General features: G+C 54.6%; 24 protein-coding genes. 4 read left to right on the forward strand and 20 right to left on the reverse strand.

What is annotated here, in order from left to right; all coding sequences use genetic code 11:
• Positions 1–38: 38 nt before the first annotated feature.
• From CZ787_RS03055 to cbiE, 10 genes are all read right to left on the reverse strand, one after another.
• Positions 39–2,648, reverse strand: a complete 2,610-nt coding sequence (locus tag CZ787_RS03055) for an AAA family ATPase (protein ID WP_087106066.1) — start codon at positions 2,646–2,648, stop codon at positions 39–41.
• A complete protein-coding gene (locus CZ787_RS03060) occupies positions 2,638–3,177 on the reverse strand; it encodes an ABC-three component system middle component 1 (protein WP_087106068.1) in 540 nt (179 codons plus the stop codon). Before CZ787_RS03060 ends, CZ787_RS03055 begins: the two co-directional genes overlap by 11 nt.
• The gene (locus CZ787_RS03065) at positions 3,161–4,180 is read right to left on the reverse strand and encodes an ABC-three component system protein (RefSeq protein ID WP_217883835.1); all 1,020 of its coding nucleotides are present in this window, start codon (positions 4,178–4,180) and stop codon (positions 3,161–3,163) included. The genes CZ787_RS03060 and CZ787_RS03065 overlap by 17 nt, the downstream gene beginning before the upstream one ends.
• Positions 4,181–4,210: 30 nt before the next feature.
• Positions 4,211–4,483 carry a serine protease gene (locus CZ787_RS18925; RefSeq protein WP_217883836.1) on the reverse strand — a complete coding sequence of 91 codons (273 nt, stop codon included), beginning with the start codon at positions 4,481–4,483 and terminating at the stop codon, positions 4,211–4,213.
• Between the two features lies 1 nt (position 4,484).
• Positions 4,485–5,537, reverse strand: a complete 1,053-nt coding sequence (locus CZ787_RS03070; protein WP_087106070.1) for a ComEC/Rec2 family competence protein — start codon at positions 5,535–5,537, stop codon at positions 4,485–4,487.
• Between the two features lie 620 nt (positions 5,538–6,157).
• On the reverse strand, positions 6,158–6,598 hold the full coding sequence (locus CZ787_RS03075) for a YtoQ family protein (protein WP_087106072.1): 441 nt from the start codon (positions 6,596–6,598) through the stop codon (positions 6,158–6,160).
• A gap of 74 nt (positions 6,599–6,672) precedes the next feature.
• Positions 6,673–7,437: a precorrin-6A synthase (deacetylating) gene (gene cobF / locus CZ787_RS03080; RefSeq protein ID WP_087106074.1), complete on the reverse strand. Its 765-nt coding sequence runs from the start codon at positions 7,435–7,437 to the stop codon at positions 6,673–6,675.
• Positions 7,434–8,237: a precorrin-4 C(11)-methyltransferase gene (cobM, locus tag CZ787_RS03085; protein WP_087106076.1), complete on the reverse strand. Its 804-nt coding sequence runs from the start codon at positions 8,235–8,237 to the stop codon at positions 7,434–7,436. Before cobM ends, cobF begins: the two co-directional genes overlap by 4 nt.
• Positions 8,234–8,641 (reverse strand): cobalamin biosynthesis protein, encoded by a 408-nt coding sequence (locus CZ787_RS03090; RefSeq protein WP_087106078.1) that lies wholly within the window; start codon positions 8,639–8,641, stop codon positions 8,234–8,236. Before CZ787_RS03090 ends, cobM begins: the two co-directional genes overlap by 4 nt.
• On the reverse strand, positions 8,638–9,846 hold the full coding sequence (gene cbiE / locus CZ787_RS03095) for a precorrin-6y C5,15-methyltransferase (decarboxylating) subunit CbiE (RefSeq protein ID WP_087106080.1): 1,209 nt from the start codon (positions 9,844–9,846) through the stop codon (positions 8,638–8,640). Before cbiE ends, CZ787_RS03090 begins: the two co-directional genes overlap by 4 nt.
• Here cbiE and CZ787_RS03100 point away from each other — a divergent pair.
• Positions 9,845–10,582 (forward strand): cobalt-precorrin-6A reductase, encoded by a 738-nt coding sequence (locus tag CZ787_RS03100; RefSeq protein WP_087106082.1) that lies wholly within the window; start codon positions 9,845–9,847, stop codon positions 10,580–10,582. The genes cbiE and CZ787_RS03100 overlap by 2 nt on opposite strands.
• Here CZ787_RS03100 and cobJ read toward each other — a convergent pair whose 3' ends face one another.
• Genes cobJ through CZ787_RS03145 form a run of 9 tightly spaced genes read right to left on the reverse strand, consistent with a single transcriptional unit; the run spans position 10,583 to position 22,482 of the window.
• Entirely contained in the window at positions 10,583–11,332 is a 750-nt protein-coding gene (gene cobJ / locus CZ787_RS03105) for a precorrin-3B C(17)-methyltransferase (protein ID WP_087106084.1), read from the reverse strand.
• Positions 11,329–12,066 (reverse strand): precorrin-2 C(20)-methyltransferase, encoded by a 738-nt coding sequence (gene cobI / locus CZ787_RS03110; RefSeq protein WP_087106086.1) that lies wholly within the window; start codon positions 12,064–12,066, stop codon positions 11,329–11,331. The genes cobJ and cobI overlap by 4 nt, the downstream gene beginning before the upstream one ends.
• On the reverse strand, positions 12,063–12,692 hold the full coding sequence (locus tag CZ787_RS03115) for a precorrin-8X methylmutase (protein ID WP_087106088.1): 630 nt from the start codon (positions 12,690–12,692) through the stop codon (positions 12,063–12,065). Before CZ787_RS03115 ends, cobI begins: the two co-directional genes overlap by 4 nt.
• On the reverse strand, positions 12,676–13,851 hold the full coding sequence (locus CZ787_RS03120; RefSeq protein WP_087106090.1) for a cobalamin biosynthesis protein CobG: 1,176 nt from the start codon (positions 13,849–13,851) through the stop codon (positions 12,676–12,678). Before CZ787_RS03120 ends, CZ787_RS03115 begins: the two co-directional genes overlap by 17 nt.
• Positions 13,848–17,693 (reverse strand): cobaltochelatase subunit CobN, encoded by a 3,846-nt coding sequence (gene cobN / locus CZ787_RS03125; RefSeq protein ID WP_087106092.1) that lies wholly within the window; start codon positions 17,691–17,693, stop codon positions 13,848–13,850. Before cobN ends, CZ787_RS03120 begins: the two co-directional genes overlap by 4 nt.
• Positions 17,693–18,805, reverse strand: a complete 1,113-nt coding sequence (gene cobW / locus CZ787_RS03130; protein ID WP_087106094.1) for a cobalamin biosynthesis protein CobW — start codon at positions 18,803–18,805, stop codon at positions 17,693–17,695. Before cobW ends, cobN begins: the two co-directional genes overlap by 1 nt.
• Positions 18,792–20,180, reverse strand: coding sequence for a cobyrinate a,c-diamide synthase (locus CZ787_RS03135; RefSeq protein ID WP_087106096.1), 1,389 nt, complete (start codon positions 20,178–20,180; stop codon positions 18,792–18,794). Before CZ787_RS03135 ends, cobW begins: the two co-directional genes overlap by 14 nt.
• Positions 20,180–20,773, reverse strand: a complete 594-nt coding sequence (cobO, locus tag CZ787_RS03140) for a cob(I)yrinic acid a,c-diamide adenosyltransferase (RefSeq protein WP_087106098.1) — start codon at positions 20,771–20,773, stop codon at positions 20,180–20,182. The genes CZ787_RS03135 and cobO overlap by 1 nt, the downstream gene beginning before the upstream one ends.
• Positions 20,770–22,482, reverse strand: a complete 1,713-nt coding sequence (locus CZ787_RS03145; protein WP_254908548.1) for an AAA family ATPase — start codon at positions 22,480–22,482, stop codon at positions 20,770–20,772. Before CZ787_RS03145 ends, cobO begins: the two co-directional genes overlap by 4 nt.
• Positions 22,483–22,889: 407 nt before the next feature.
• Here CZ787_RS03145 and CZ787_RS03150 point away from each other — a divergent pair, with 407 nt between their 5' ends.
• A complete protein-coding gene (locus tag CZ787_RS03150) occupies positions 22,890–23,945 on the forward strand; it encodes a FecCD family ABC transporter permease (protein ID WP_087106103.1) in 1,056 nt (351 codons plus the stop codon).
• On the forward strand, positions 23,942–24,706 hold the full coding sequence (locus CZ787_RS03155; RefSeq protein ID WP_087106105.1) for an ABC transporter ATP-binding protein: 765 nt from the start codon (positions 23,942–23,944) through the stop codon (positions 24,704–24,706). Before CZ787_RS03150 ends, CZ787_RS03155 begins: the two co-directional genes overlap by 4 nt.
• Before the next feature lie 75 nt (positions 24,707–24,781).
• Here the strand turns inward: CZ787_RS03155 and CZ787_RS03160 are convergent, their stop codons facing one another.
• The gene (locus CZ787_RS03160; RefSeq protein ID WP_087106107.1) at positions 24,782–25,393 is read right to left on the reverse strand and encodes a Yip1 family protein; all 612 of its coding nucleotides are present in this window, start codon (positions 25,391–25,393) and stop codon (positions 24,782–24,784) included.
• 279 nt (positions 25,394–25,672) lie between these two features.
• On the opposite strand from CZ787_RS03160, the gene CZ787_RS03165 reads away from it, so the two are divergent.
• On the forward strand, positions 25,673–26,563 hold the full coding sequence (locus CZ787_RS03165) for an NAD-dependent epimerase/dehydratase family protein (protein ID WP_087106108.1): 891 nt from the start codon (positions 25,673–25,675) through the stop codon (positions 26,561–26,563).
• Positions 26,564–26,623: the final 60 nt, after the last annotated feature.

Below are 26,623 nucleotides of genomic sequence, written 5' to 3' on the forward strand. Positions count from 1 at the left end.
TTTACTCTGTTGGGTCTTTGTTCTTTATACACTATAATTTATGCATGATCACTTACTATTATTGATTTTTCTTTTTCTAATTTTTCGTCAACTTTATTTCTTCGTTCAAGTTGACAGACCAAGGCGTCGAGTTCTTTCTGAGTAGACATATGTTTTATGTAAGGCTTGAATGAAACCATAAGCTCCAATAGCAACTTAAAACCATTCATCAACTCTTTAAGCTTCTGAGAACGAACCCGACACTCTTCAGCTTTAGTTGTAATTATAACTTGTACTTGTTCCAGTGTGATCTCAGAGCTAATACTAGCAATATTTTTTAAGCTATCATAATATGCATTAACCGCTGTTTGAGACTTAGAAAGAGCTACATCTAGGGTTTCCTTTTCTTTCTTCAAGTGTGAAATTTCCACCCAGGTCCCATCAGCTATCATTTTTTGCTGTAAGTCGTGGCACTGACTCACTAGGGATTCGCATAAAGTTTTGTATTCTTCTACGATCGATTCAAGTTCACTCCTTTTTACTCCTAAATGCAACTTAATATCTTTAACAGCAATAGAGTTTTCATTTAAATACGCTAACACTGACACATAAACATGATCAATTTTTTTAGTCGTCATTTCAGACTCTAGCTGACTCAACTCTACTCGCTTTGATTTAAGCGACTCAGTTGTTTCCTGCATTTCCGCAGTGAGTTTTTTTTGTTGCTTTATCAGGTTTAGTCTCTTCTCAGATAACTGACCAAGTTCGGCCTCCACTCTAGTTAAAAGCTCTTGCTTCGGCAGCCCCCGAACTAACTTTTTAAGTTCAGAGTTTCTATTCTCTAATTTCTTAAACTCATCTTCAAAGACAGCCTTTTCTTGCTCAGCTTTAGTAAGTTTTACTTTTACTTCATTTAATTTATTACGAAGACTTGAGAGTTGATAACCCTGCGCTTCTAAAGCTTGCTGAATGATTTTTTGAATTTCGTCACTAAGTTCTTTCTGCCGTGATGAAGACTCCCTAATCCTATTGGAGTTCTCTCGACTAAGTTCAGACTCCAGATTTTGGCTTTTAACTTTACCAATTAGTTCGTCGGGCGATAAATGTGGAGCAGTACACAAAGGACAAGTATTGGAGGGCTCAATACCAAGGTAGTCCAAGCCTATTGAAATCAACTTTTGATGAAAGTCCATCTGCTCAATTAAGGCCTTCTGAGTAGCCCGCAAAGTCTTCTCATGGACTCGCAGCAAGTCAAGTTCAGTATGGCATTTGGCGATACGTTCGATTTTTTCTTGCTCAAAAATAAAGACTCCAACATTTCCAGCTAGTAACGAACTAGATGTCACCTTTACCTCGGATAGTTCGCCCAGCTCACCACTTAATTTTTCTAGTCGAATCTTGTTTTCCTGAATTTCAGTTTGCTTATTGGCAATTTTTTGACTTAAAACATCACGCTGCGGTTTATTTTGCGAGAGCTCGGCATAAGCTATATCAGAGCCTTCCAACGTTCCTTTGAGAAGTGAAGCTTTTTCGTCATATATCTTTAGCTCTTGGTCTAACCCCTTTAGACTCTCCTGAAATCCCGCCAAATCAGCAGTTAGCTTTGAGCACTCTTCAGTTAAAGCGCTTTTGTTTTTAGTTATTTCCTTAATGCGAGATTCCGTTTTTAAAAAATAACCAGCACTTTTAACCAGCTCAATTAATTTTTTAAGGCGGACATTCGCCTGCTTCTGATCTTCTACACACTTCTCGTGAGAATCTAGTAATCCTTGATATTTGTTAGCGTCAGCAATACCTTTCAAAAGCCATGCAAGTCTATCCTTTTGCTTTGCTTGATAGCCAAGATGAATTTTCACCTCAGGTATTTGGCTTAAACGCCCAGACAATGATTCAAGTATTTCATTATTTTCGTTGAATGACGTGTTCAGTTCGTGTTGTCGTGATACAAGGCTTTCATCAAGTTGATGAAGCTCTTGAGGTGAAATGGCTTCGTTAGGCAATACAATATTCTCACCCAAAGAGTTGAGTTCAGTCGCAACTGAATTAAACTTCTTAAATATCGAAACATCAATTGGTTGCTTCAATTCCTCTTGCAAAGATTTACGTTTCTTCTTGATAATATTTAACTCATATTTATTATCATTTATGAGTGCAGACAACTCCTTGCGAGCAGTCTCTATATCGCCACCGAAGCTTTCCATGAACTTGGTATAGCGATCTTGCGGATTATCTTCTCTAAGAAATCCCTCTATTTCGTCTTGACTTAGTATGGCATGCCGAAAGAAGTCATTTTCTCTCTCACCTAGAGATATGTCGTTCTGAGTCTTACGTATCTTAGGAAGATTACGTTCAAAGACTTTCTGATCATTGGTGGTTAGTATGACAGACGTCGGAGTGTTTTTATCTACGCATGTGTTACGTAAAACTTTAAGTCCTTCATCGGGATTTTTAGTCGATTTAGCTTCGTTTTGATAACCTTGTAGCCTTTTTATACGATTGGTAACAGCCCATTCTACTGCATCATAAAAAGAGCTTTTTCCAAAGCCATTTGGAGCATAGATCGCGACAAAGTTTGCTGCTTCATCCCTATCGTTTGTAAAATCAAAAGTGCTATCTAATTTTGATTGGTAAGCTCGAAAGGCTTCAATCTCAACTTTTTTAATTTTCATTTTTGCTCAAGCTTTCAATTATGTTATTAATTATCGATGCTCGCTTTTCTCTAGACTCACTTTTAGAATCTAAAGGGGCACCACGATAATAATTTTCTAAGTGCGTAAAGTTTTCTTTTACATGGCTAGATCGAGTTTCGAGTGTAAGATCTGAACCTAACAACTGTTTCTCTAGTTCAATAATTAACTGATTTATGTTTGGGATTTCTTGAAGCCCATCCAGTACTATTTTCCGAGCTAAAAACTTATTGTTTTCGATTTCGTATTTTTCCCATGTAGGAACGTTTTCAGCAGAAACAAATGCTAAATACATATTCCAAGCATCAAAGCCACCAGATCTTTGATAATATACAGCCACCAGATTTTGGATAGTTCGCCAATTTTCGACAATATCACTTGAAGTTTTACATACGCATGCCAAGCAGGATATGAAAGAAAGATGATCATCAGAACGAAACATATGAAACTGGATATTTTCGTATTGAGAAGACAAAAATCCCAAGTCGGTTTCTTTAATTAATAAATTCAATTAGCTTTTCCCTCAAAAGACCCGATTTCGGCTTGCCCGGTTGTACACTAGTATATTCATCTTCAATTTCGACCACGCACTCGCGGCGAAGTCCTTCTAAATGGATCAATTTGAAACTTTTCAAGATTGCATTTTCAAATGAATCGATTGAATCTATTGAGGGGAACGGTCCTTGATTGGGCACAACAGATATGTTTCCTATAACCTTCTCTAGCTTAAAAGTTTTAGGTAAAACGTGTGCTGCTGGTTCAGGAGAAGCAACTATCAAAGTTCCATTTTTATCTAAAAGCCTGCGAGCCGTCTTAAGCAAGTCTTCCAAACGACTAATCCAATTAGTACCATCGCTTGTATAAATTAATCGACGCTTCCGCTCTAAACCTTTGAGGTAGGCATCATCTGCCCCTTCCGATTGGTCAATCAAAACGCTAATCACTAAAAATTCTAAATATGCCACCCACAATTTATATGTTTTAAGCTCTCCTAGGTTCTTAGGGTCGACCAACAGTTCTGAATGATATTGTTCCATTATTTTATAAGGTGGTAGCAAACCATTCGCGATTAAATAGTCGGCCGCCTTTTTAAGCTCTACTTTAAGGTCAGATACATTATTTTGGTCAGCAACATTAAATGAGAATATCTTGTCCCGCATATTTGAAAAACACTCCAAATAGGCTGGGATCATTGGCGCACTTGAATGTGTAGTTATGATTTCTTCAAACTTTGCAAGACTGTGGCACTGAACGCGACCATATTGTTGCTCCTGCCCGGTGCCATCCATTTTAAATTCAATACCTATAAGTAATGGTTTCCCATCTTGAACATGGTAAACGCCACCACCAGACATACCTTTGATCGTTCCAGTTCCTGGAATGCCATCTAAGTTCATAACAACTAGTTCATTAGCAACACTGGCCTTATTACCTGTATGTTCTTTAATCGGGTTCGAGGAATTTCTCTCTGTTTCAGGGAACCCTACAAGAGTAAGTGCGGCACGCTCGATCAAGTCTAAAGCAGGAAGACATTTTTGTGCTACTCATTCCTGATAATCAACCTTTAAAATTGCAAAGTCATAACGCTGAGACTCTTCCTTTATCATATGTTGTGTAGGCAGATTTTGGGGGAGTACAGCTAAAACGGTCAGTGGGTTATCTTGGTAATCATGGACAACAATATCATCCTGTTTTTCAAGAATTACATGAGCAGCAGTCAATACATAAGAGTACTCATGCGTCATAGCATTTACTAATACTCCACTTCCACCATTCACTTTAACGCAGTACGACTGCATAATTTCGGAGGCCGTCATATTAAAGTCGGATCTCCTTATCTAGCACTTCTAAACGAGAGGCATAATCTTCAACTTCATGCACTAAGAGCAGTGGCTTAATGACATCGCTATAATTGAAACAAATCTGGCCATTTGTTTCCTTAATAATTCTAGCGATGACTCTCTTGTTTGGCAGACCATGCCTCGAACCATTGGTCGAAATTACGTAACGAGATGATTGGAGTAGAGAAAGAAATTCAGAACTAGTATTATATTGGCTACCGTGATGTGAAATCTTCACGAGATCAATTTGAAGCTTATTAGCCTTACTAAAACCTAATACCTTTATGCTCTCAACTACAACTTGGTCATGTGCATCTCCAAGAAAGAGCATTTTTGTACTGTCTACTTCCATTAAAAATGCGATTGAACTGCCATTGTAAACGGATGAGTCTGACTCAAACTTATCAGCTTCCCAAATTTCTTTTAGAGAAAGCTGGTAATCATTATCGTGGGCTGCTGTTGCACCTGACTCATCTTCAGAAGGCCATTTGTGTAATAAACGCTCTAGCTGATTGTGACTAGGGGACAGTACTGTCAATTTGAACGGACCGACTTCATGAACTTGCCCAGCCTTAATGAGAGGAGCTCGCTCACATCCAATTTCATCAAGCATTGTTTCAAGCTCTTTCCCCTGCTGAACACTTGTTTGAGGAGAATCGTCGGTCAATAGAATATTATTTTCCGGAATTTCAGGTGCATTAAAATGTTGTGTAATTAAACGAGATGAGTTGAACCAAATAGATTTAACGAGTTCACTTAGATAATCAGGTGTTTCGAATGCCTTTATCAAACCATGAATGTGATCGTCATCAACATGGGTCAATACCGCTAGATCTATGTGTTGTCCTTTATTTTTGAGTTCATCTAATACTTTGCATAGTGCCCCGTCATAACGCTGCCTTGGTCCATGCTTAAAAGTCGTTGATGTCCCTCCATCAATTAAAATATTGAAGGTACCCGAAGCCCCCTGATGACTGACTAAAATACAGTCCCCATGATTTGCTTCAAGGACTCTTACGACAATCCCCATAAATAATCCTTAAATTTAGCTGCACCACGGATCAAGGTGTGTCAGTTTAACTGATTTCTCAAAAGAACCATTTTAAACAACTTTGCCCCCTTGATTTGCGTATAACAGTGATTATACACCCAGCCACATGACACCAATAAACGCGCCAGCACATTCCTTGATGTTATACTGCCTACACAAAAGCCATAACTCACTGTTTCATATAGTTTCTCAAAGCTACCAGACAGCATATTCATCATTCGCGTGCCCGCTCGTTTTGCTTATTTCAATCATACTCTATTCACAAATTTACCTTCGGTCACGTGGTAATTTCATGACAGCGCTCAGCAATAGGTCGTAGTGCAGCGAGGTCACTGGGAAGAATCGGGCGCGGTGAGGAAAATCTGATGTCAGTTTTTGAGATAGAAGGGCTGCATTAGCAATGACATCGGGGCAGCTAGCGCTGCCCTTCGCGGGTGCCTTATTGGCTCGTGCCTCGCCAAACGTTACGCCACGCTACTTGTGATGATTCTTGGGGCGGGGCCTTTCGCGCGCTGAAGCGGGCTCCCACAAAACCAGTCTTTAGCAGCCCCAATAAAGAGGGCTGCAGGCCAAGTTGGCCTGCAGTAGGATGGCTTGCGTTATGCTTTCAACACGTACTTGAGGGTTTCGACGACCTGGTCGGTGGTGGTGCACCAGGCTTGCGCACCGGCATCCACTTCTTTCAGCGGGTGAACGATATCCTCAGAGTGCAAAGTGATATAGGGCTTAGCGAGTGCGGAGCAGTAGCCTGCATCAAACGCGGCGTTCCACTGCTTGTATTTGTCGCCGAAGCGCACCACGACTAAATCGCTTTGTTCGATCAGCGTGCGGGTGCGGATAGCGTTGACTTTGGAGGATTGGTGGTCACGCCAGAACTGGTTGCTTTGCTCGCCCAAGTGATCACCGGCGGCATCACTGGCATCGTGGTCGGTGACGGGGGCGGTAAATACGATATCCAGGCCCGCGGCTTCTGCGCCGCGTTGGATTTCTTCGCGCCAGTCGGTGTGGATCTCGCCAGATAAATAAACGTAAAAGCTCATATCGCTCTCCTGATAATCACGTGTTAAGTGTATAGAGCCATTTTATGGAAAAACATTCCAATTTCATACCGGCGTTACAGCAGTGGCTGTTTGGCGAGTATGTAGATATCCATAATCCAGCCATGCGCTTCACGCAGCGCGGCGCGGCGCTCGACAATCTCGTCGCTTACCTCGCTTAGCGGGCCGTTGATGAGGCACTGTTTATCCATCCCTAAGTAGGCGCCCCACCAAATGTAAGTATCAGCTTGTGGCAACGTAGTAAACGCCCCGCCGCTGTCGAGCATTACTGCTACTGTGGCGGCATCATTAGGCCAGCCACGTTCGCGCAGGCGGCGGCCGGTGGTGATTTGGATGGGTTCGGCGAGCGCATTCAGGGGGATTTTGTGCTCGGCGGTGAGCACTTGCAGGCTGGTAATGCCCGGCACTACCTTGACCTCAACGGCGCGGCCGCTGTCCGTCAGGCGCTTGGCGATGCGCAGGCTGCTGTCATAGAGCGAAGGGTCACCCCATACCAGCATGCCGACGCGCCCGCCGCCGGGCAGGTGCTTATCCATCAGCTCGGCCCATACGCTGGCAATGGCGTTATGCCACTCGTCTACTGCGCTTAGGTACTGGCGTTCGGGATCGCGGGTGGGTAAATCGAACTCGACGATGCGGGTACTGGCCGCTTCATTAAGGAGCTGTTCACACAGCACGCGGCGCAGGTCGATAAGGTCCGATTTCGCCTCGCCCTTGCGCGGCAGCAGAATCACTTCGGCCTCGTTGAGGGCGCGAACCGCCGCGAGCGTTACGTGGTCAACGTTGCCGGTACCAATGCCGATCAGCGAGAGCGTAATCATGCGCCGTCCCCTTCACCCTCGGTGCTGCTGGCAAACGGCGAGTCGGCGGACTGCGGGCGAAAGCGGCGGTCGTAGCCTACCGCGTACAGGCTGCTTTCCTGAAAGTCCTGGGATTCAAGTACCGGCCCTACCAGAATCAGCGCCGTGCGCGTGAGCGTGTTATCGATCAGGGCTTCCACCGTCGATAAGCGCCCGCGCACCACATGCTCATCCGGCCAGCTGGCCCGCCATACAATCGCTACCGGGCACTCTTCGCCGTAATGGGGCGCCAGGCTTTCCACCACCTGGGTCAGGTTGTGAATGGAGAGATGAATGGCAAGCGTGGCGCCTGTGCGGGCGAAGTTGGCCAGCGTCTCGTTTTCCGGCATGGCACTGGCCCGGCCCGGCGTGCGGGTCAGCACTACGGATTGCGCTACGCCGGGAAGTGTAAGCTCTTGGCCGAGCGTTGCCGCCGCCGCCGCAAAGGAAGGCACGCCGGGGGTAACACTGTAGGGAATATCAAGCTCGCGCAGGCGGCGCAGCTGTTCGCCCATCGCGGACCACACCGATAAATCGCCGGAGTGCAGCCGGGCGATATCCTGGCCTGCGGCGTGGGCGGTTTGAATTTCCTGCATAATCTCATCGAGTGACAGCGGCGCGGTGTTGATGATGCGGGCGCCTTCTGGGCAGTGCCCAAGAATTTGCTCGGGCACCAGTGAACCCGCATACAGGCACACCGGGCAGGCGGCAATTAAATCGCGCCCGCGCAGCGTCAATAGATCCGGCGCGCCGGGACCTGCGCCAATAAAATGAACCGTCATAATCCAACTCCTTGCGCCGCTGTGGTTGCCACCGCGGCCGTGGCCTTTCTATCGTTTGAAACTGTGCGTGGGCCTAAAAGCCGCGCCCCGCTGCCTGCGGCCAACAGCGCTACGGCCTCCGCCACGCTGCCGGTGCCTTTTTCGCGCAGGCTGTAGGCGGAGTGGGTCAGCGTGGTAACGCTTGCCAGCGCTTCGTCCGCTACGCCTACTACCGGGATGTGGCGGGCACTGCCCAGCGCTTCAACCAGTGGCAGCATACTGTGCGCTGCCGCCAACTGGTCGATAGGGCCGTACTCGGCAATCAATTGATCCAGCGCCTGTTCCAGTGATTCAAGCGTTGCCTGCTGGCGAAAGCCGAACCCTGCGACTTTAAGCGCCTGCCTAGCCACTGTTTGCTTGGTCATCGAACGCCACGCCACTGCACAATTGGGTAGCTGGATTTCCAGCCCCGACGTGTGCCCATGGGTGCGGCGTGGGCCAGCTCTAGGCGCAGCAGTTCGCCGCCCGCCTGTTGCTGCCAGTGCACCAGCAGCGCTTCGGATTCCAGCGTGACCGCATTGGCCACTACGCGCGTGCCACTAGGCAACACCTGCCATAAAGCGTCCAGCAGTTTCTGAGAAAGCCCGCCGCCGATAAACACCGCATCAGGCAGCGGCGCATTCTCAAACACCTCCGGGGCGCGGCCTTCGTTTACCTCCAGCCAATCAACGCCGAGGTTTTCTGCATTACGTCGTGCCCGCGCGGCGCGCTCCGGGTGTTGCTCGAAGCCGATGGCCTGATTATCCGGGTGGGCCAGCAACCACTCAATGGCGATGGAGCCAGAGCCAGTACCAATATCCCACAGCCGCTCCCCAAACCTGGGGGCAAGTGCCGAAAGCGTTAAGCTACGCACGGCCTGCTTGGTGATCTGCCCATCATGCTCAAAAAAGCTATCGGCCAAGCCAGGCGTTAAGGGAAGCGCGGGGCCGTTACCGGCGACTTCAATGCCCACCGCCACCGGGTGGGCGATATCCTCGGGTAGCGTGTCACCCATGCGCAGCGTGCGGATGCGCTCATCTTCACCGCCCAGAGCTTCCAGCACGTTGAGCCGGGAATCCCCAAAGCCGAACGTTTTCACCAGCGCGGCCAATTCAGCCACGGCGGCGCCATCGCGCAACAGCACTAGTAAGCGCCTGCCGCTTTGCAGGTAAGGCCGAAGGCGGGTAAGCGGTTTGGCGTGAAGGCCCAGGCAGGTGCAGTGCTCAAGCCCCCAGCCCAACCGAGCCGCCGCTAGGCTAAAGGTCGAGGGCGATGGCACAGCGACCCATTCGCCGGCCTCCAGGTGGCGCGCCAGGCTGGTGCCTGCTCCAAACCAAAACGGGTCGCCGGAAACCAGCATGACTACACGGTGGCCACGCTCGTTGAGAAGTGCGGGGATGCCATCAAGAAACGGCACCGGCCATTCGCGAATATCCGCATTTAGCGGGGGAAGAAGGCGCAAATGGCGATGCGCACCAAACACGATTTCGGCACGTTCAAGTTGCTCGCGGCTTGCCGCTGTCAGGCCCGCTGTGCCACTCTCCCCCCAACCTAACAGTGTGAGCCACGGAGCCTTGTTAACCTCAGCCATGATAAACGTCCTGATTCTTGGGGGTACGAGTGAAGCAAGCGCCTTGGCCAGCGCCGTTAGCCAGCGCGGCTTTTCAGCCATGTTCAGCTATGCGGGCCGCGTTAACGCGCCTAAAGCGCAGCCATTGCCCACCCGCGTGGGCGGTTTCGGCGGCGCCGACGGTTTGGCGGCTTTTATTACCCAACAGCGCATCACCCATATTATTGATGCAACCCACCCGTTTGCCACACAGATGAGCCGTAACGTGTTGGCCGCTGCCCAGCAAACCGGCGTACCGGCGATTGCTCTGACCCGCCCCGCCTGGGTGCCCACCACTCACGATAACTGGCAACACGTGGCAAGTGTCGAAGAGGCAGTTAACGCCCTCGAAGGCCCGCCCCACCGCGTGCTGCTTGCCATTGGCCGCATGCACCTGGCCGCGTTTTCCGCGCAGCCTCAACACCACTATGTGCTGCGTTTGGTCGACCAGCCAACCGCTCCGCCGCCGCTTGCCCGCTTCACCACCACGGTGGATAGAGGCCCTTTCACGCTGGAAGGCGATTTAGCGCTACTTAAAACCCAACGTATCGAGCGCATCGTGTGCAAAAACGCTGGTGGCGAAGGCGCTGTATCCAAACTTGACGCCGCCCGCGCGCTCGGCGTGCCGGTCATCATGATTGATCGCCCGGCGCTGCCCGCTCGCCATGAAGTGCATAGCGTTGATGAGGTGCTTGCCTGGCTTAATGGTCGCTCTTGATCAAAGCGCTGAGCGCGGCGTATACACCAACGGCTCACCATCTCGCTCAATCAGCCGTGTCTGTTTTGAACCGACAATCACCAGCGTACGCATATCGGCCATGTCCGGGGTGGCATCTTTTAATGCCGTTACGCGGATCGACTCGTCAGGCGTTGAAACCGCGCGGGCGAAGATGACCAACCGTTCGGGTTCGCAGGCCTCGCGCAGCACTTTCAGGGTGCGCTCGAAACCTACTGGGCGCGATTTTGAGCACGGGTTATAAAACGCCATCGCAAAATCGGCTTCAACAGCCAAACGCAGGCGCTTTTCGATCAGCGCCCAAGGCTTCAAGTTGTCGGATAAATTGATGCAGCAGAAATCGTGCCCCAGCGGCGCACCCGCACGGGCGCTGGCCGCCAGCATCGCAGAAATACCCGGCAGCACCTGAATATCCAGTGCGCGCCACGCGGCATCGCCCGCTTCCAGCGCTTCAAATACCGCCGAGGCCATGGCGAATACGCCAGGGTCACCAGAGGAAACCACCACAACTCGGTGCCCTTCTAACGCCAGCTGCAAAGCCTGCTCGGCACGACGAATCTCTTCGCGGTTATCCGAGCCGTGGCGCGTAAGCCCTTCCCTCGGTGCTACGCGGTTAACGTAAGGCACATAGCCGACAACGTCGGTGGCATCCAGAAGCGCGGCGGACACTTCGGGGGTAATCATCGCCTCCGCACCTGGGCCCAGGCCGACAATTTTTAGCCAGCCGCTCATGGGCGCCTCCCGTTACCGTGAATCAGCACAATCGAGAAGTAAGGCACGCTCTCGCCAACGTCTACCAACGGCAGCACGCGCTGCTGTTCCATGGCGGCGTACTCAATCAACCACGCCTGGTCTTCCCGGCCCGCCTGTTTAAGCGCCCGACGCAACTTGTTCAGGTTGCGCCCAATTTTCATGACCACCAGCGCGTCGGTATCGGCGATATGTTTAACGAGCACTTCTTCCGGCAGCGTGCCCATCAGCACGGTCAGAATATCGTCGCCCCAGGTGATGGGCTGCCCGGTCGCCGTCCAGGCGGCGGACATACCGGTAATCCCCGGCACTACCGACACCGGCACCTGGTTCAGCAGGCGCGTATACAGGTGCATAAACGAGCCATAGAAGAACGGGTCGCCTTCGCAGAGCACCACCACGTTGTAACCGGCGTTGGCTATCTCGATCAGTTGGGCCACGCACCGCGAGTAAAACTGCGAGAGCAGCGCGTTGTACTGCGGGTCGTCGAAAGGGATCTCTGTGGTGACCGGGTACTCCATCGGCAGCTCAATGGTGCCAGGGGCTAACAGCCCTTCAACAATGCTTCGCGCATGGCCCTTGCGGCCCTTTTTACGAAAATAGGCGATATGTGTGGCGCCGCGAATCAGACGATCCGAACGTACACTCATCAAGTCCTGGCTGCCCGGCCCTAGGCCAACGCCGTATACCGTGCCCTGTGTGGATGCCTGAGTCATTCGACGCGATCCGCCATGGCGTTAATGGCCGCGACCGTTACCGCACTGCCGCCCAAACGGCCGCGTACGATGCAGCTGGGAATGACGGGCGTCGCCCAAAGCGCTTCCTTGGATTCAGCGGCGCCTACAAAGCCTACCGGGCAGCCGATTACTGCCGCCGGGCGCGGGCAGCTTGGGTCTTCCAGCATGTTCAAAAGATGAAACAGCGCGGTGGGCGCGTTGCCAATTGCCACCACGGCGCCTTCCAAATGCGGGCGCCATAGTTCTAGTGCTGCGGCCGAACGGGTGTTAGCCATTTCCTGGGCGAGGTGTGGCGTGCGCTCATCGTTCAGTGTGCAAATAATCTCGTTATTGGCCGGCAGCCGCTTGCGGGTGATGCCTTCAGAAACCATCCGTGCATCACAAAGAATCGGCGCGCCGCGTTCGAGTGCTGAACGCGCTTTATTGACCGCGTCATTTTGAAAGTGAATATGCGCGGCCAACTCGACAAGCCCGGCGGCGTGAATCATGCGCACGGCAACGGTCTCTTCCTCAGCAGAAAAGCGCGCAAGGTCGGCCTCGCTACGGATAATCGCGAAGGATTCCCGGTAAATCGCCGGGCCGCTTGTTTCATACGTATAGGGCACCCAAACTCTCCAAATATTCGACGACCTCAGTCTCGGTGAGGCCTATCTTAACGGGCGTGCTCTGGGCATCACCCTTAACAATAAGATTAAATCGGCCTGCCTGACCGACCAGGCACACGTCGGCCGGTGAACGGCGGGCGCACCCCTTGGCGCAGCCGGATATATGAACGCTGTGTCTTTTAACGTCGGGCGCTACACGTTTAGCCAGCGGCTGGGTAGCAACGCTTGCCTGAGCGCAGTAAGGCGCGCCGGGGCAGGCATCCATCAATAAGCGCGTATCCTGGTTATCGCTGATTAAGCCTTCAACCGGCCCGCTTGCGCCCTTGACCCATAAACGTCTCCACGGCGTTACGCGTACATGACTCACCGCCGCGGGCGTTACGGACGCTCGCAATGCAGCAGCGGTTGCGCGCCCAAACGGCAGCCCGTAAACCATGCCCGCTTGATACTTGCCAAGCGCCAGTACCGCGCCCTGCGTTGCATTCACCATGGCACAAGCGCTCGCGGGGCGCATTTTAGCAGGTGACCACGCGGGAAGCGGCACTTTATGCCGCTGCATCCGCCCGGCGTCATTTCCGCCGCTTTCTACAAACCAGTGCGTCAGGCGTATTAAATGCTCAAAGGCCGCCTCAATAGAGCCCACCGGGGTACCGCAGGCATGGCCTTCGGCGCGCACTATCAGCCCGCCGTCGATTGCCCGCTCAACTCGAAAATCAGCGGCGGTATCTCCCAATACCGCTAATTCACCTGCATCAATCGCAATACCGACTTTGCTGGGCATCGCGGCCAGTTCGCTGCCTCTCGCCTGTAATAAGCAGGCAAGTTGATGCGTGTCATCGCCCGCCTGCCAGCCGGGCGCCAGCAGGCACTGGGGGTGCTGCTCAATGGTAGGGTCCGCGCTGACCAATTCGTGCGCGACCAAAAAATCCATTAGCGGCGGCCATGTGGCTTCCGTAACGCCGCGCAGCTGAATATTGGCGCGGCTGGTTAACTCAATCAGCCCGTTGCCATAGGTTTCCGCTGCATCGCACAGTGCGAGCATCTGCGCTTTGGAAAGCTGGCCGAGTGGCGGGCGCACGCGTACTAACCAACCGTCGCCAGTTTCCATGGGCCGCCAAGCGCCTGGGCACCAGCCTTTGATCAGCGGACTAGTGCTCATAAACTGGCGGTTTCCCTGGCTTCGTCCATTTCCAGCAGCAGGTCTTGCAGCGCGTTACCGTGCTCGCCGGGTTCCTGCCACATGCCGCGCTGGGCAGCTTCCAACAGTCGCTCGGCCATCTCTTCAAGCGCTGCCGGATTATGCTCACGTAAAAACTGCTGATTAGCCTCATCCAGCACCAGCGCTTCGCTCACCTGGGCGTACTGGTAATCCGCAACCAGGTCCGTGGTGGCGTCGTAAGCAAACAGGTAGTCGACCGTGGCGGCCATTTCAAACGCGCCCTTGTAGCCGTGTTCGCGCATGGCGTTGATCCACTTGGGGTTCAACACGCGCGAGCGAATGACCCGGGCAAGCTCCTCTTTGAGCGTACGAATTTTGGGTACGGCGGGGTTGGCGTGGTCGGCGTGATAAATCTCCGGCGCCTGACCGCTCAGCGCGCGCGTAGCGTTGGCCATGCCGCCCTGAAAGGCGTAGTAGCTGTTGGAATCGAGAATATCGTGCTCGCGGTTATCCTGATTCTGCATCACCGCATCCAGCCCTTTGATCTGCTGCTCAAAGGCGCCGCGTGCAGCGGTGCCGGAATCCGCAAACTGCCCGTAAGCGTAGGCACCGGTGCCCAGGTAGGCCTCGGCCAAGTCATCGGCATCACCCCAGCTACGGTTTTCAATCAGCCGGTTCAGGCCTGCGCCATACTCGCCGGGCTTGCTGCCAAAAATACGGTAGCTCGCTTCCTGGGCGGCCATTTCGGCACTCAGCCCCTGGGCTTCAAGGGTGCGCTGACGCTCAAGCACGGCGGCGCGAATGGTGTTGCTATCGCCTGGTTCTGCATAGTTGGCAACCGCTTGCACGGCGGCATCAAACAGGCGAAGCACATTGGGGAAGGCATCGCGAAAGAAGCCAGATACGCGCAGCGTGACATCCACCCGTGGGCGGTTAAGTAGCATCGATGGGATCACTTCAAAATCGATCACCCGCTGAGAGCCCAACGACCATTTGGGCCGCACGCCCATCAGCGCAAACGCCTGGGCGATATCGTCGCCACCGGTGCGCATGGTCGCGGTCCCCCAAATGGAGAGCCCCAAGCGGCGCGGGTAGTCACCGTGATCCTGCAGGTAGCGTTCGACAAACGCCTGGGCGGACTTTTCACCCAGCGTCCAGGCAGCAGGCGATGGGATCGAGCGGTTATCCACGCTGAAAAAGTTGCGCCCGGTGGGCAGCGTATCCAACCGCCCCCGGCTCGGCGCACCGCTCGGCCCGGCGGGCACGAAAATCCCCTCAAGCCCATCCAACAGCGAGCCAATCTCCATCTTTACGCCCTGCTGCATGGCGGACCACAGCTGCTCGCGGGCAAATAGAAGCTGCTCTGCCGTGGCCGGATAATGTTGCGAGAGCGTTGTAAGGCAACCTTGGGCCAACACATAGTCGGCCACCAGCTCTTCACCGAGCAGTTCCAGCCGCTCGCGGGTATCGGCGCCGGTTCGCCAGGCAGCGGTTAGCTTGCCTGCCAGCACAGCCGGTTTAGGGCCAAGCCAAGGCTCGCTGCCCGCCGCCAGCGGGTCGAAGTCCTCATCCAGCACCAAGTCAGCGGCCAGATTGTGCAGCAAACCGCGGCTTGCCACCGCTTCACCACGCGGCAGCCTTAGCAGTGCTACCAGCGTGGCCGCGCGTTTTTCCTCGGGCGGCAGCGTGCCCAGTATGTGCAGGCCGTGGCGAATCTGAGCTTCCTTGATATCGCACAGAAACGTGTCCAGCTCATTGAGAATTTCGCTGTCGCAGCTGCTATTCACCGCGTGGGCAAGTTCCTGATCGATGCCGGTTGCCCGCAAGTGGGCCAATATCTGTTCTCGAATCAGCGCTTCGCGACGCGGGTCCATATCCAGCGCCTGATAATACTCATCGGTAAGCGCTTCAAGCTCAGCCATGGGGCCGTAAAGTTCGGCGCGCGCCAGCGGCGGCATCAAGTGGTCGATAATTACCGCTTGGCTTCTGCGCTTGGCCTGAGCGCCTTCGCCGGGGTCATTAACAATAAACGGGTAGAAATGCGGCATCGGCCCGAGCGCAATATCCGGCCAGCATTCGGCGCTTAGCGCGGTGCTTTTACCCGGCAACCATTCCAGATTGCCGTGCTTGCCCACATGAATAACCGCCTCGACCTGATAGTGCTCGCGCAGCCAGAGATAAAACGCCAGGTAGCTATGCGGCGGCGCCAGCTCCATATCGTGGTAGGACTGGGTCAGGTCATCAATAAAGTCGCGCTCCGGCTGAATACCCACAAAGGTTTCGCCCAAGCGGATGCCTGAAATCATTAGCCGCCCCTGGCGGCATTTGGGGTCGTCTTGTGGCGCGCCCCAGCGGGTCCATATCGTTTTTTGAAGCGCGGCGGGCAGGGTTTGAAACCAGGCCAGATAATCCTCAACACTGATACTTTGCCAGCAGGCGCGCTGATCCAGGCTGTCATGATCGTTGGTGATTGCGCCCTGGAGTAGGCGAATCAGCGCATCGCCGCTTTCGGGTAGCTCGCTTAGCGGATAACCAGCATCCTGCAGGGCGTTTAGAATTTGCAGCGTAGAGGCCGGTGTATCCAGCCCTACCCCGTTACCGATACGCCCATCGCGGTTGGGGTAGTTGGCCATAATCAGTGCGACGCGCTTTTGGCTATTGGGCGTTTGGCGTAGCGCGCAAAATCGCCGGGCCAGTTTGGCGACAAAGGCAGCGCGTTCCGGGTGCAGCGTGTGGTGCGTGACTGAGAGCTGGGCGCGAGCGTTATAGTGCGCTTCGGCTTTAAACCCAACGGCGCGGGTGATAATTCGCCCGTCCATTTCGGGTAGCACTACCTGCATGGCGACATCGCGACTATGCAGGCCTGCGGCCATGCCCTGCCAGTCATCCGCCGTACTGCTGGCGAGTATCGCCTGAAGCACCACCGGCCGCCCGACAAAAAGGCTCTCATGAAGATTGCTGCCCAGCTCATCTGCTGCATTGGCGTCATCGGCGGCACGGTTTACCGAAAAGCTGGTGGTATTGACCACCAGCATAGCGCCGGTTTGCTCAGTGAGGTGATTGGCAAACGCGATGCAGGGACCTTCTTTTAAAGAGGCCACCGCGACGGCTAACGGCTCAAGCCCTTCGGCTTTCAGCGCGTCGATCATGCCGTCGAGCACAGCGGTATTCGCGCCCTGCAGGTGGCTGCGATAAAACAGCAGCAGGCACACCGGGCGCTCTGCAATACGCTGTTTGTGCCACTCGCTTAGGCTGACCGCCTGCTGGCCGTTGGACTGGGGCGCGTAAATTACCGCCGCCGGGATCACTTTTGGCTCTTGCCACGAGTACTCATTCGCCAGGTACTCATGCGCTAGGCATTCGCTTCCGATAAACCGAAGCAGCTGCTCGGCGTTATCCACGCCACCTTCGCGCAAGTAGCGCCATACGCGGTAGGCATCGTCAAAGGCAATACTGGAGTCTTCCAGCAGGGCATCGTCCGGGGCATCGCAGCCGGGCACCAGAATCAGTTGGCGCCCGGGCTTGGCAGCCGCCCAGGCCAGAAGCCGCTCGTAACCGTATTGCCAGTACCCTTTGCCGCCCAGCAGTGACACCACCACCAAGCGGGCTTTTTCCAGCACGCGGTCTTCGTAAAGATCAAACGCCGCCGGTTTCACCAAGTTCATCCAGTTCGCCAGCCGCACCGAGGGGTAGTCATCGCCCAGGCGATCAACCGCTTGGGCCAACGCCGACAAGTTACTGTCAGCGGCGGACATAATCACAACCTCGGCAGGGCTTTGCTGTAGGTCGATGATGCCTTCATCATCAACAAAGCCTCCCGGTTTGGCGGCGAAAAGATGCATTAGGCGCTTACCGACGTCTCAGCGCTGGCAAGCGCCTTATGAATTTCATCGCTGTTCAGCGTTTTGCCAATAATCACCAGTTGGGTCTGGCGCGGCTCGTCCTGGCGCCATAAGCGGTCAAAATAACCGTCCAACCGCTCACCAACGGCCTGGATGACTCGGCGCATAGGCTTACCCGGAATTGCCGCAAAGCCCTTGGCGCGATAGATTTCCTGGGTTTTCAGCAGATGCTGAAGCTTAGCCGCCAGCTCATCGCCATCGACTTCGCCCAGCGTAATGACGCAGGAATCAAAGTTATCGTGGGCGTGATCGTGATGGGCGCCTTCGGCATGGTGTTTGTCGTGATGGTTGGTAATCTTGTCGATATGCTCTTCACTAGCCGCGCCAATGCCCATCAGGGCTTCCAGCTGGGCCGTGTCAGTCGCTAGCGTTTGGTCGATAAACAGCGTTTTGACCGATGCGGGCACCCGCGCCTGCACCAGCGCTTCAACGCGGGCTTTTTCGTCGGCGTTCAGCAGGTCGGTTTTACTGACCAGCACTAAATCCGCCGCGCTTAGCTGGTCATCCAGCAGTTCGCGCAGGCTGGGGTCGTGATCAAGGCTGTCATCAGCCAGGCGCTGGGCGGCAACTTTTTCTTCGTCGTTGGCAAACCGGCCCGCAGCGACGGCAGGCCCGTCGATCACCGTGATAATCGCATCCACGGTGCAGTGCTGGCGGACTTCCGGCCAGTTAAACGCCTGCACCAGCGGCTTGGGCAAGGCCAGCCCACTGGTTTCGATCAGGATGTGGTCGATATCATCACGCCGCGCCACCAGTTGTTTCATCACCGGCAAAAACTCTTCTTCCACCGTGCAGCAGATGCAGCCATTGGCCAGCTCGTAAATGCTGCCGTCTTCACCGGAGGCGATTTGCTCACCCTCGTCACTTTCTGCGTCACAATCCAGCGCACAGCTACGCAGCAGGCTTGAGTCGATATCCTGCTCGCCAAACTCATTGACGATAACGGCAATCCGCTTGCCGGTAATCTGGCGCAGAATATTGGCCAGCAAGGTGGTCTTGCCGCTGCCCAGAAAACCGGTCACAACCGTGGCGGGAATTTTATTTAACTGCATGCGAGGATTCCTTAATTTGGGAGCTTGCGGCCGTGGCCTGCGCTGAATCGTTGCCAAAAGTGTGGCTAAACAGACGCGCTACCGCCGCAGGATTATTCGGGAAAAACAGATGTAAGTAGGTCGCCGTCAGGCGCCCGGCCCGGTAGATCGGCTCACCCGGCGCTGGGTGGCGCTGGCGGCGCCCGTAAGCAATCGGCTCAGGCGTTTGCTCGGCCATTGAGCGATGGTGCGCATGGCCGCGAACCGGCCCTTCGGGCAGCTCGGCAGTCTGCATGCCTTGGCAGCCGCGACGCCCGCGCATGGCACCGTGCCCCGGCAGTAAGCCGAGCATAGAGTGAGAGTTCTCAGCATAGTCGGTTAGCGTTTCCAGGCTATACAGCATGCCACCACACTCGGCGAGGATGGGTTTGCCCGCGCTAAAGAAGCCTTTAATGGCATCGCGCATGGCGGTGTTCGCCGCAAGCGCCTGCGCATGAAGCTCCGGGTAGCCACCGGGTAGCCAAAGGGCATCGCATTCGGGCAGTTCGGCATCGCTCAGCGGCGAGAAAAAGCGCACCTGCGCGCCCATCTGCGCCAGCAGATCCAGGTTGGCCTGATAAATAAAGCTGAACGCCGCATCGCGGGCTACGCCTATCGTCTGCCCAGCCAGTGCCTGCGGCACAGCGGGAAGCGCCTCAGTAGAAGCACTAAAGCTGACCGGCGAAAGCGTGGCGAGCGCCTCCAGCAGCCCTGCGGCTTCCAGCGCCTGCGCGGCGGCTTCAAAGCGAATTTCCAGATCGTCGCGAATCTCTTCCGCCTGCACCAGGCCCAGATGACGCTCGGGAAGTGCCAGTTCAGGGTCACGTGGTACAGCGGCCAAAAATGATATGGCTTCAGGCAGCGCGCCCTCAATCAGCTCGCGATGGCGCTGCGAGCCACAGTTATTGGCAATCAGCCCGGCAAAATGGATATCGTCACGAAAGCCAGCCAGCCCTGTAACCAGCGCAGCGGCGGTTTGGGCCATGCCTTTAACATCCATCACAATGGCCATGGGAATGCCGAACAGCGCGGCTAAATCGGCACTGGAAGGCTCGCCGTCAAACAGGCCCATGGCGCCTTCCACCAGAATCAAATCGGCTTCAACAGCGGCTTCATAAAAGCGCTGGCGGCAGTAGGCTTCGCCTGCCATCCATAAATCGAGCTGGTCAACCGGCTGGCCCGAGGCCTGAGCGAGTATTTGCGGGTCCAGGTAGTCCGGGCCAGTTTTAAATACCCGCACCACCTTGCCCTGATTACGCAGCAGCCGCGCAAGCCCAGCGGTTACCGTGGTTTTACCCTGGCCTGAGGCAGGTGCCGAGATAAACAGCGCAGGGCAGCGGGCGGAAGGTGTGCTCATCAGTACTCTATCCCCGGCTGGGCTTTAACGCCGCCGCGAAACGCGTGACGCTCATCCTGCACGGTGCTGATAGTGTCGGCGATTTCCTGAAGCGGCTGCGCCATGGTGCGCCCGGTAATAATCACGTTTTGATGCGCCGGGCGACGTTTTAAAGCCTCGACCACCGGCACCGGGTCCAGGTAGCCGTACTTGAACATGTAGCTCATTTCGTCCAGCACGATGATGTTGTAGGCCGGGTCTTCCAGCAGCCCCTTGGCGATTTCCCAGGCAGCTTCGGCGGCTTGTATATCGCGCTCGCGGTCCTGGGTTTCCCAGGTAAAGCCCTGGCCCATAATGTGCCAATCAAGCCTTGGGTGGTCACGAAAGAACAGGTATTCACCGGTTTCTCGCCGCCCTTTAATGAACTGAATGACCGCGCCTTTCTGACCATGCCCCAGCGAGCGCGCCAATGTGCCGAGCGCCGAGCTGCTTTTACCCTTGCCGTTGCCTTTGAGCAGGATGAGCACCCCGCGCTCTTCGGTGGCGCGGCTGATGCGCTCATCGACCACCTCTTTTTTGCGCTGCATGCGGTTTTGGTGATTGCTATCGCTCATGCTGACTCCTGGGTGGGCATGGCCCAATAGTGGGCGCCCAGCTGCTGGGCAAGGCGTGCGGCCTGGCCACGTTTTACAAATGAGTATTCAGTATCCATCACCACGCAGTCGCCGAGTTTCGGCAGGTCTGCAACGGATTCGCGAGTGCGCCCGTCGGTGATCAAGTAGGTACGGATGTGCAGTCCGGGTTCGCGGCGCTGCCACTGGCGAATCAACGTTCCTGCCTCCTCAACCACTTTACGCAGCGGCGTGCCGCCCCCACCATCGGCACTATTCAGCGTCGCCTCCAGGCTTTTGGGGGCGCGTTGGCGGGTGAATAACGGTGTCACCGTATCGTTGCCAAAGCCCAATACGGCCATCTGCTCGCGAGCGCTGTACGCCTGGCGGGTCAGGCTATCGACCCAACCCTTGGCCTGGCCCAACAGGCGCTTACCCAACGTTGAGCCGGAGGTATCCAGCAGTACCAAATGCAGCACCGGCTGCCCAGTGCGCGCTTTTTGATAACGCAACTGCCGCCATGGCCATTGGCCGCGATTGGCGATCAGCGTAGCAAACCAGTCTGGCCGAGAGCTCAGCGCAGCCCTGGTTCGCCCTTGGCCCAAGTCATCGCCCTTGCGCCTACCACCCAGTGAGTGCGGCTGCTTAGCCACAGGCCGGTGGAGGGAAGGAGCCAAGCGTAGCGTAGGGAGATCAAGCGGCTGGCTATCCCGCATATTCTGCGCCACGGGCGGCATGGCGCCCCACTGCCCTTGCTCGCCTGAGCCATTAGCAGACGACTGACCGCCAGAAGGCTTTTCATTTGGCGTGGACGAAGGCGGTGGAGAAGACGGCGGTGTTGGTGCTTCACGCGTACGCCGATGGGCCAGTACCCAAGGCTCAACGGTATCGACATCGTCCTGGGTGATCGTATCGCTTCCCCGCCAGGCGGCATGGGCCTGGGCGGCGCGGTGCCAGGTAACATCGGCACGCAGGCCTTCAACGCCTGCCTCTTCACAGCGCTTGGCGATGTGCGCGTAAACCCAGTCAGGTGCGGTAACGGCAGCAAGCGTGCGGCGCGCCTGCTCGATACGTTCACGCAGGGCTGACTGCTCATCAGCGTAGTCGGCGATAAAGCGTTCGGGGTCACGATCAAAAGCGTCGCGTTGCTGCACGATGGCGATGCGTTCTTCAATACTGACGGAGGCTGGCTGCTCAAGGCAGAGCCCAAAGCGGTCAAGCAACTGCGGGCGTAATTCGCCTTCATCCGGGTTCATGGTGCCAATCAGGCTAAAATGTGCCGCGTGGGAGTGACTGATACCGTCGCGCTCGACGATATTGACCCCACTTGCGGCCACATCCAGCAGCAGATCAACCAGCATGTCGGCGAGCAAATTGACCTCATCGACGTACAAAACGCCGCCATGGGCTTTGGCCAACAGCCCTTCGTGAAAGGTAGCTTCACGCTCGTTCAATATCTTTTGCAGGTCCAGACTGCCGGTCAGGCGGTCTTCGCTGGCGCCCAGCGGTAGCGTGACAAACGGCGACTTGTCGCCCTGACCTGATTCTGGAAGCAGTGCGGCCAACGCGCGGGCGAGGGTCGATTTTGCGCTGCCTCGCGGGCCGCTAACCAGCACCCCGCCAATGCGCGGGTTGATCACGTTCAGAAGCAACGCTTTTTTAAGCGATGCCTGGCCGACGACGGCGGTAAAGGGAAACTCAACCACAGGCATCACCATGGGCAGAAGGAACATTAACTTGATTTAACAAGAAGATATTGAGCTACTCAGCGCCCTAACAAGCGAGTAAAGCGCCTACTTTACAAGCGGGTAAACCTAATACATTAAGTGACGCATGGACACTGCAACACACGTGAAAGTTATTCATCACTGACAAGAGAATAACGATAGAGCCAAACGCCGATAAAATGACTACAATAACCGCGCATTATAGAGGATGGCACCAGGATGTAGCCACCTCCCCGCTTAAGCAAGTCATCAATCGCAAAGGTTTTTCGTGCTTTATCGTCACGTCTTCGGCAGTCTGTCGAGTTTTATATCCATCGGCACCCGGAACACCATCCCATGAAGCCCTTCCCCGCCCTACCTGCTACCTCTTTTACGCTATGAAAGCGGTTGCGATGCAAAGTACCCAAGCGCCGCGCTCTCAGGCGTACTGGTTTTGGCTTGCCCCCCTGGTATTGCTGGTAGCACTGCTCGCCGGTACGGCGATTGGTGAAACCTCGATTCCTTTGAATACGATTCTCAAGGTATTGGCCAATCATCTTCTGGGTGCTAACTACGCCGTTGATCGTATTGATGCCGGTATTATCTGGAACTATCGCTTAAGCCGCGCCATTGTGGCTGCATGTTGCGGCGCCGCGCTGGCGCTGGCCGGGGTTGTGCTCCAGGCGCTACTGCGTAACCCCTTGGCGGACCCGTACTTGATGGGTATTTCTGCCGGGGCCTCAACCGGTGCCGTAGCCGTTACCGTAGCGGGGCTTGGTGCGGGTGCTTTCACTTTATCTGCTGGGGCGTTTGCCGGGGCAGTACTTGCCTTTGGCCTGGTGGTACTGCTTGCCCATGCAGCCAGCAGCGGGACTGGCGGTGGGCGCAGCACCCAAGCGGCCGGGGCCATTATTCTGGCGGGCATTGCAGGCTCTCAACTGTTTAACGCGCTGACCGCCTTCATCATTACCAAGTCGGCCAGCGCCGAGCAGGCCCGCGGCATCCTGTTCTGGCTACTGGGCAATCTTTCCGGTGTGCGCTGGGGTGATGTCGTTATCGCTTTCCCTGCGGCCCTGGGCGGCTTGCTGATTTGCCTTTGGCACCGCCGCGCACTGGATGCCTTTACCTTCGGCGCCGACAGCGCGGCGTCCATGGGCATCGCCGTTCGCCCAATCCGAGGGCTTTTAATTATTGCGGTAGCGCTAGTGACAGCCATTATGGTGTCGATGGTGGGCGCTATTGGTTTTGTCGGTTTGGTCATTCCCCATGCCATGCGTTTTATCGTGGGCACCCAACACACGCGACTGGTGCCCGCTTCAGCACTTGCTGGCGCCGTGTTTTTGATTGGCTCGGATATTCTTTCGCGCATCCTGGTGCCCGGCCAGGTACTGCCCATTGGGGTTATTACCTCGCTGATCGGCGCGCCGGCCTTTGCGATGATTCTTGTTCGCGGCACGAGGAACCGATGAAACTAACCGCTGAACAGCTAGGCTGGAGCGTGCATGGGCGCACGCTTTTAAAGGATGTTTTCCTGGACGTTGCGCCCGGCCAAACCTTTGGCTTAATTGGCCCCAACGGCTCCGGAAAAACCACGCTGCTTCGCCTGCTGGCAGGTTTAAACAAACCCAAAACGGGCCATGTGCACATGGACGGCCAGCCGATCGCCAAAATGCGCCAACGCCATATTGCGCAGTCTATCGCGATGGTTGAACAGCAAGCGGAAACCACCGATAGAATTCATGTACGTCAGGTGGTTGCACTGGGTCGTACGCCGTTTCTCACCGCGCTGCGCCCCTGGTCCGCCGAGGATGATGCGATTGTCGGCCAGGCACTAGATGACGTGGATATGGCGCACATGGCGGACCGCCTCTGGCATACCCTTTCGGGCGGTGAGCGCCAGCGCGTTCATATTGCCCGGGCACTGGCCCAGCAACCAAAAATCCTACTGCTGGACGAGCCCACCAACCATTTGGATATCCGCCACCAGCTCTCCATTCTTGAGCTGGTCAGGCAATTGCCGATTACCGTTGTGATCACCCTGCACGACCTTAACCAGGCCATGGAGTGCGACCGCATTGGCGTGATGGACGGCGGACGACTAATTGCCAGCGGCCAACCACATGACGTGCTAACCACCCAGTGCTTACAAGAGACGTTCGGGGTGTATGCCCACGTGCTGGATGATCCCATTGACGGCAAACGGATCATGCGTTTTAGAAGCGCTATTTAGTAGATTTTCTTACTAGCCGTGCAGTAAACGCTAAAATCTGGGGCTAAGCCGTCATAACTGCCCCACAGGCACTCTCTATCCAAAAAACCACCACACCACACTGTACTCCGATCCCATACTCCACAGCAGAACAATCACCGCAAGCAGCACCTCTAACACTAGCACTCCGATACATAGCGTTGCAGTGGATATAATAAAACCACGCTTATGGCTAATACCCAGGAAACTGGGCGTTCCCTTGTAGAGTAGGTAAGCGCTATAAAGTAGCCCTATCACCAAGCCCAGCATGCAAAACCAGAAAGCCGGATAAAGAGCGAAAACACCGCTCAGAAACATCGGTGTGCCAATGTACCCAGCGAAAATAATACAGTTGCGGCGGCTAGGGCGACTCTCCAGCTTGCGGGCTAACCAGTGGACCACACTGCCAACCACACCAACGGCCATTAACATCAGCGCATAAAACGCAACGCCTAGCGCCAGGCCATCTGTAATAGAGACTTTATAGGTATCACTACCGCCATAGGTCCAGCCAATCTGGGTCGTGCCTATCAGCGCACAGACCACAGGAATAACCGCCAAAACAAGGACATGATGGACATAGAGATGGCTAACGGACTCATGCTCGCCACTAATCTTATGCCACTCTGCGTCAGGATGATGAAGGAGCCCCCAAACATGGTGGATCATAACGACCTCCCGTTTATGCAAATGCACTGCTGTTGGGATCAAGCATCAGGCTCAGGCGCCGATCAAATACCCAAGCTTAAACTGAGTGTAGATCACAAGGCTTATTTATGGAGCACAATGATTATGCTGTGATAAGGCTATTTGCCATCGATTGCAATTCATCAATTGCTCTGCTTCGTCGCACATAGTGTGGTGGTAAAACCAACTCGGCGGTGTAACGCTTTCTTTGCTAAGGTGTGGGTCCTTATAACGGACTCTTACAATAAACGGAAAATCCACATGCGCATTTTGTTTACCGGTGGTAGCGGCAAGGCGGGTCGTCATGTAACGGCGTACCTTCGCGACCAGGGCCACAGCGTCACCAATCTGGACTGGGTAGCTTCCGACGTGCCGGGCATCACTACGCTAAAGGTCGATTTGACCGACTCGGGCCAGGTATTTAATGCGTGCCAAGCCTATGCCAATTTCGATGAGCTAGAACCTGGTACCGGCATGCCACGCTACGATGCCATCGTCCACTTTGCCGCCATACCCGCCATTCTCCACCGGCCGGACAACGAAACCTACCGCATTAACACGTTAAGTACCTACCATGTGTTGGATGCGGCGACTCGACTGGATATTCCCAAAGTCATTTTTGCTTCCAGCGAGACCACTTACGGCATTTGCTTTGCCGACGGAGTGAAGCAACCTGATTACCTGCCGGTAGATGAAGAGCACCCAACAGTACCGCAAGACAGCTACGCGATGAGCAAGGTGGTTAACGAAGTAACCGCACGCTCTTTCCAGGAGCGCTCGGGCATCGATATTTATGCCCTGCGCATTAATAACGTGATCGAGCCTCACGAATATCGCCAGAACTTCCCGGCTTATATGGACAACCCGGCACTGCGTCGCCGCAATATTTTCGCTTACATTGACGCTCGCGACCTGGGGCAGATGGTCGACTGCTGCCTGAAAACAGACGGCCTGGGTTACGAAGTGTTTAACGTCGCCAATAATGATCTGTCAGTAGGATTGAGCAACGCTCAAGTAGTGGAACGCTTCTACCCAGGCGTGCCCATCAAGCAGGCAATGGGTGAATTTGAGACTTTTTACAGCAATGCAAAAGCCCGCCGCCTGGTCGGTTTCTCACCGTGCCATTCCTGGAGGGATGAGCTGGGGGAATGAGTTAAAGGAATAAGCAAAGAGTGGAGCTGGCGCAAAAAATGGGCACTTTGCTAATGGGTA

This window comes from Halomonas citrativorans (genome assembly GCF_900163645.1).
GTDB lineage: Bacteria > Pseudomonadota > Gammaproteobacteria > Pseudomonadales > Halomonadaceae > Vreelandella > Vreelandella citrativorans.

Bases quoted from the DNA above. Each gene is read 5' to 3' on its own strand.
- CZ787_RS03055 (WP_087106066.1), bottom strand. From the start codon at position 2,648: ATGAAAATTAAAAAAGTTGAGATTGAAGCCTTTCGAGCTTACCAATCA.
- CZ787_RS18925 (WP_217883836.1), bottom strand. From the start codon at position 4,483: ATGACGGCCTCCGAAATTATGCAGTCGTACTGCGTTAAAGTGAATGGT.
- CZ787_RS03070 (WP_087106070.1), bottom strand. From the start codon at position 5,537: ATGGGGATTGTCGTAAGAGTCCTTGAAGCAAATCATGGGGACTGTATT.
- CZ787_RS03075 (WP_087106072.1), bottom strand. From the start codon at position 6,598: ATGAGCTTTTACGTTTATTTATCTGGCGAGATCCACACCGACTGGCGC.
- cobF (WP_087106074.1), bottom strand. From the start codon at position 7,437: ATGATTACGCTCTCGCTGATCGGCATTGGTACCGGCAACGTTGACCAC.
- cobM (WP_087106076.1), bottom strand. From the start codon at position 8,237: ATGACGGTTCATTTTATTGGCGCAGGTCCCGGCGCGCCGGATCTATTG.
- CZ787_RS03090 (WP_087106078.1), bottom strand. From the start codon at position 8,641: ATGACCAAGCAAACAGTGGCTAGGCAGGCGCTTAAAGTCGCAGGGTTC.
- CZ787_RS03100 (WP_087106082.1), top strand. From the start codon at position 9,845: ATGATAAACGTCCTGATTCTTGGGGGTACGAGTGAAGCAAGCGCCTTG.
- cbiE (WP_087106080.1), bottom strand. From the start codon at position 9,846: ATGGCTGAGGTTAACAAGGCTCCGTGGCTCACACTGTTAGGTTGGGGG.
- cobJ (WP_087106084.1), bottom strand. From the start codon at position 11,332: ATGAGCGGCTGGCTAAAAATTGTCGGCCTGGGCCCAGGTGCGGAGGCG.
- cobI (WP_087106086.1), bottom strand. From the start codon at position 12,066: ATGACTCAGGCATCCACACAGGGCACGGTATACGGCGTTGGCCTAGGG.
- CZ787_RS03120 (WP_087106090.1), bottom strand. From the start codon at position 13,851: ATGAGCACTAGTCCGCTGATCAAAGGCTGGTGCCCAGGCGCTTGGCGG.
- cobN (WP_087106092.1), bottom strand. From the start codon at position 17,693: ATGCATCTTTTCGCCGCCAAACCGGGAGGCTTTGTTGATGATGAAGGC.
- cobW (WP_087106094.1), bottom strand. From the start codon at position 18,805: ATGCAGTTAAATAAAATTCCCGCCACGGTTGTGACCGGTTTTCTGGGC.
- CZ787_RS03135 (WP_087106096.1), bottom strand. From the start codon at position 20,180: ATGAGCACACCTTCCGCCCGCTGCCCTGCGCTGTTTATCTCGGCACCT.
- cobO (WP_087106098.1), bottom strand. From the start codon at position 20,773: ATGAGCGATAGCAATCACCAAAACCGCATGCAGCGCAAAAAAGAGGTG.
- CZ787_RS03145 (WP_254908548.1), bottom strand. From the start codon at position 22,482: ATGCCTGTGGTTGAGTTTCCCTTTACCGCCGTCGTCGGCCAGGCATCG.
- CZ787_RS03150 (WP_087106103.1), top strand. From the start codon at position 22,890: ATGCAAAGTACCCAAGCGCCGCGCTCTCAGGCGTACTGGTTTTGGCTT.
- CZ787_RS03155 (WP_087106105.1), top strand. From the start codon at position 23,942: ATGAAACTAACCGCTGAACAGCTAGGCTGGAGCGTGCATGGGCGCACG.
- CZ787_RS03160 (WP_087106107.1), bottom strand. From the start codon at position 25,393: ATGATCCACCATGTTTGGGGGCTCCTTCATCATCCTGACGCAGAGTGG.
- CZ787_RS03165 (WP_087106108.1), top strand. From the start codon at position 25,673: ATGCGCATTTTGTTTACCGGTGGTAGCGGCAAGGCGGGTCGTCATGTA.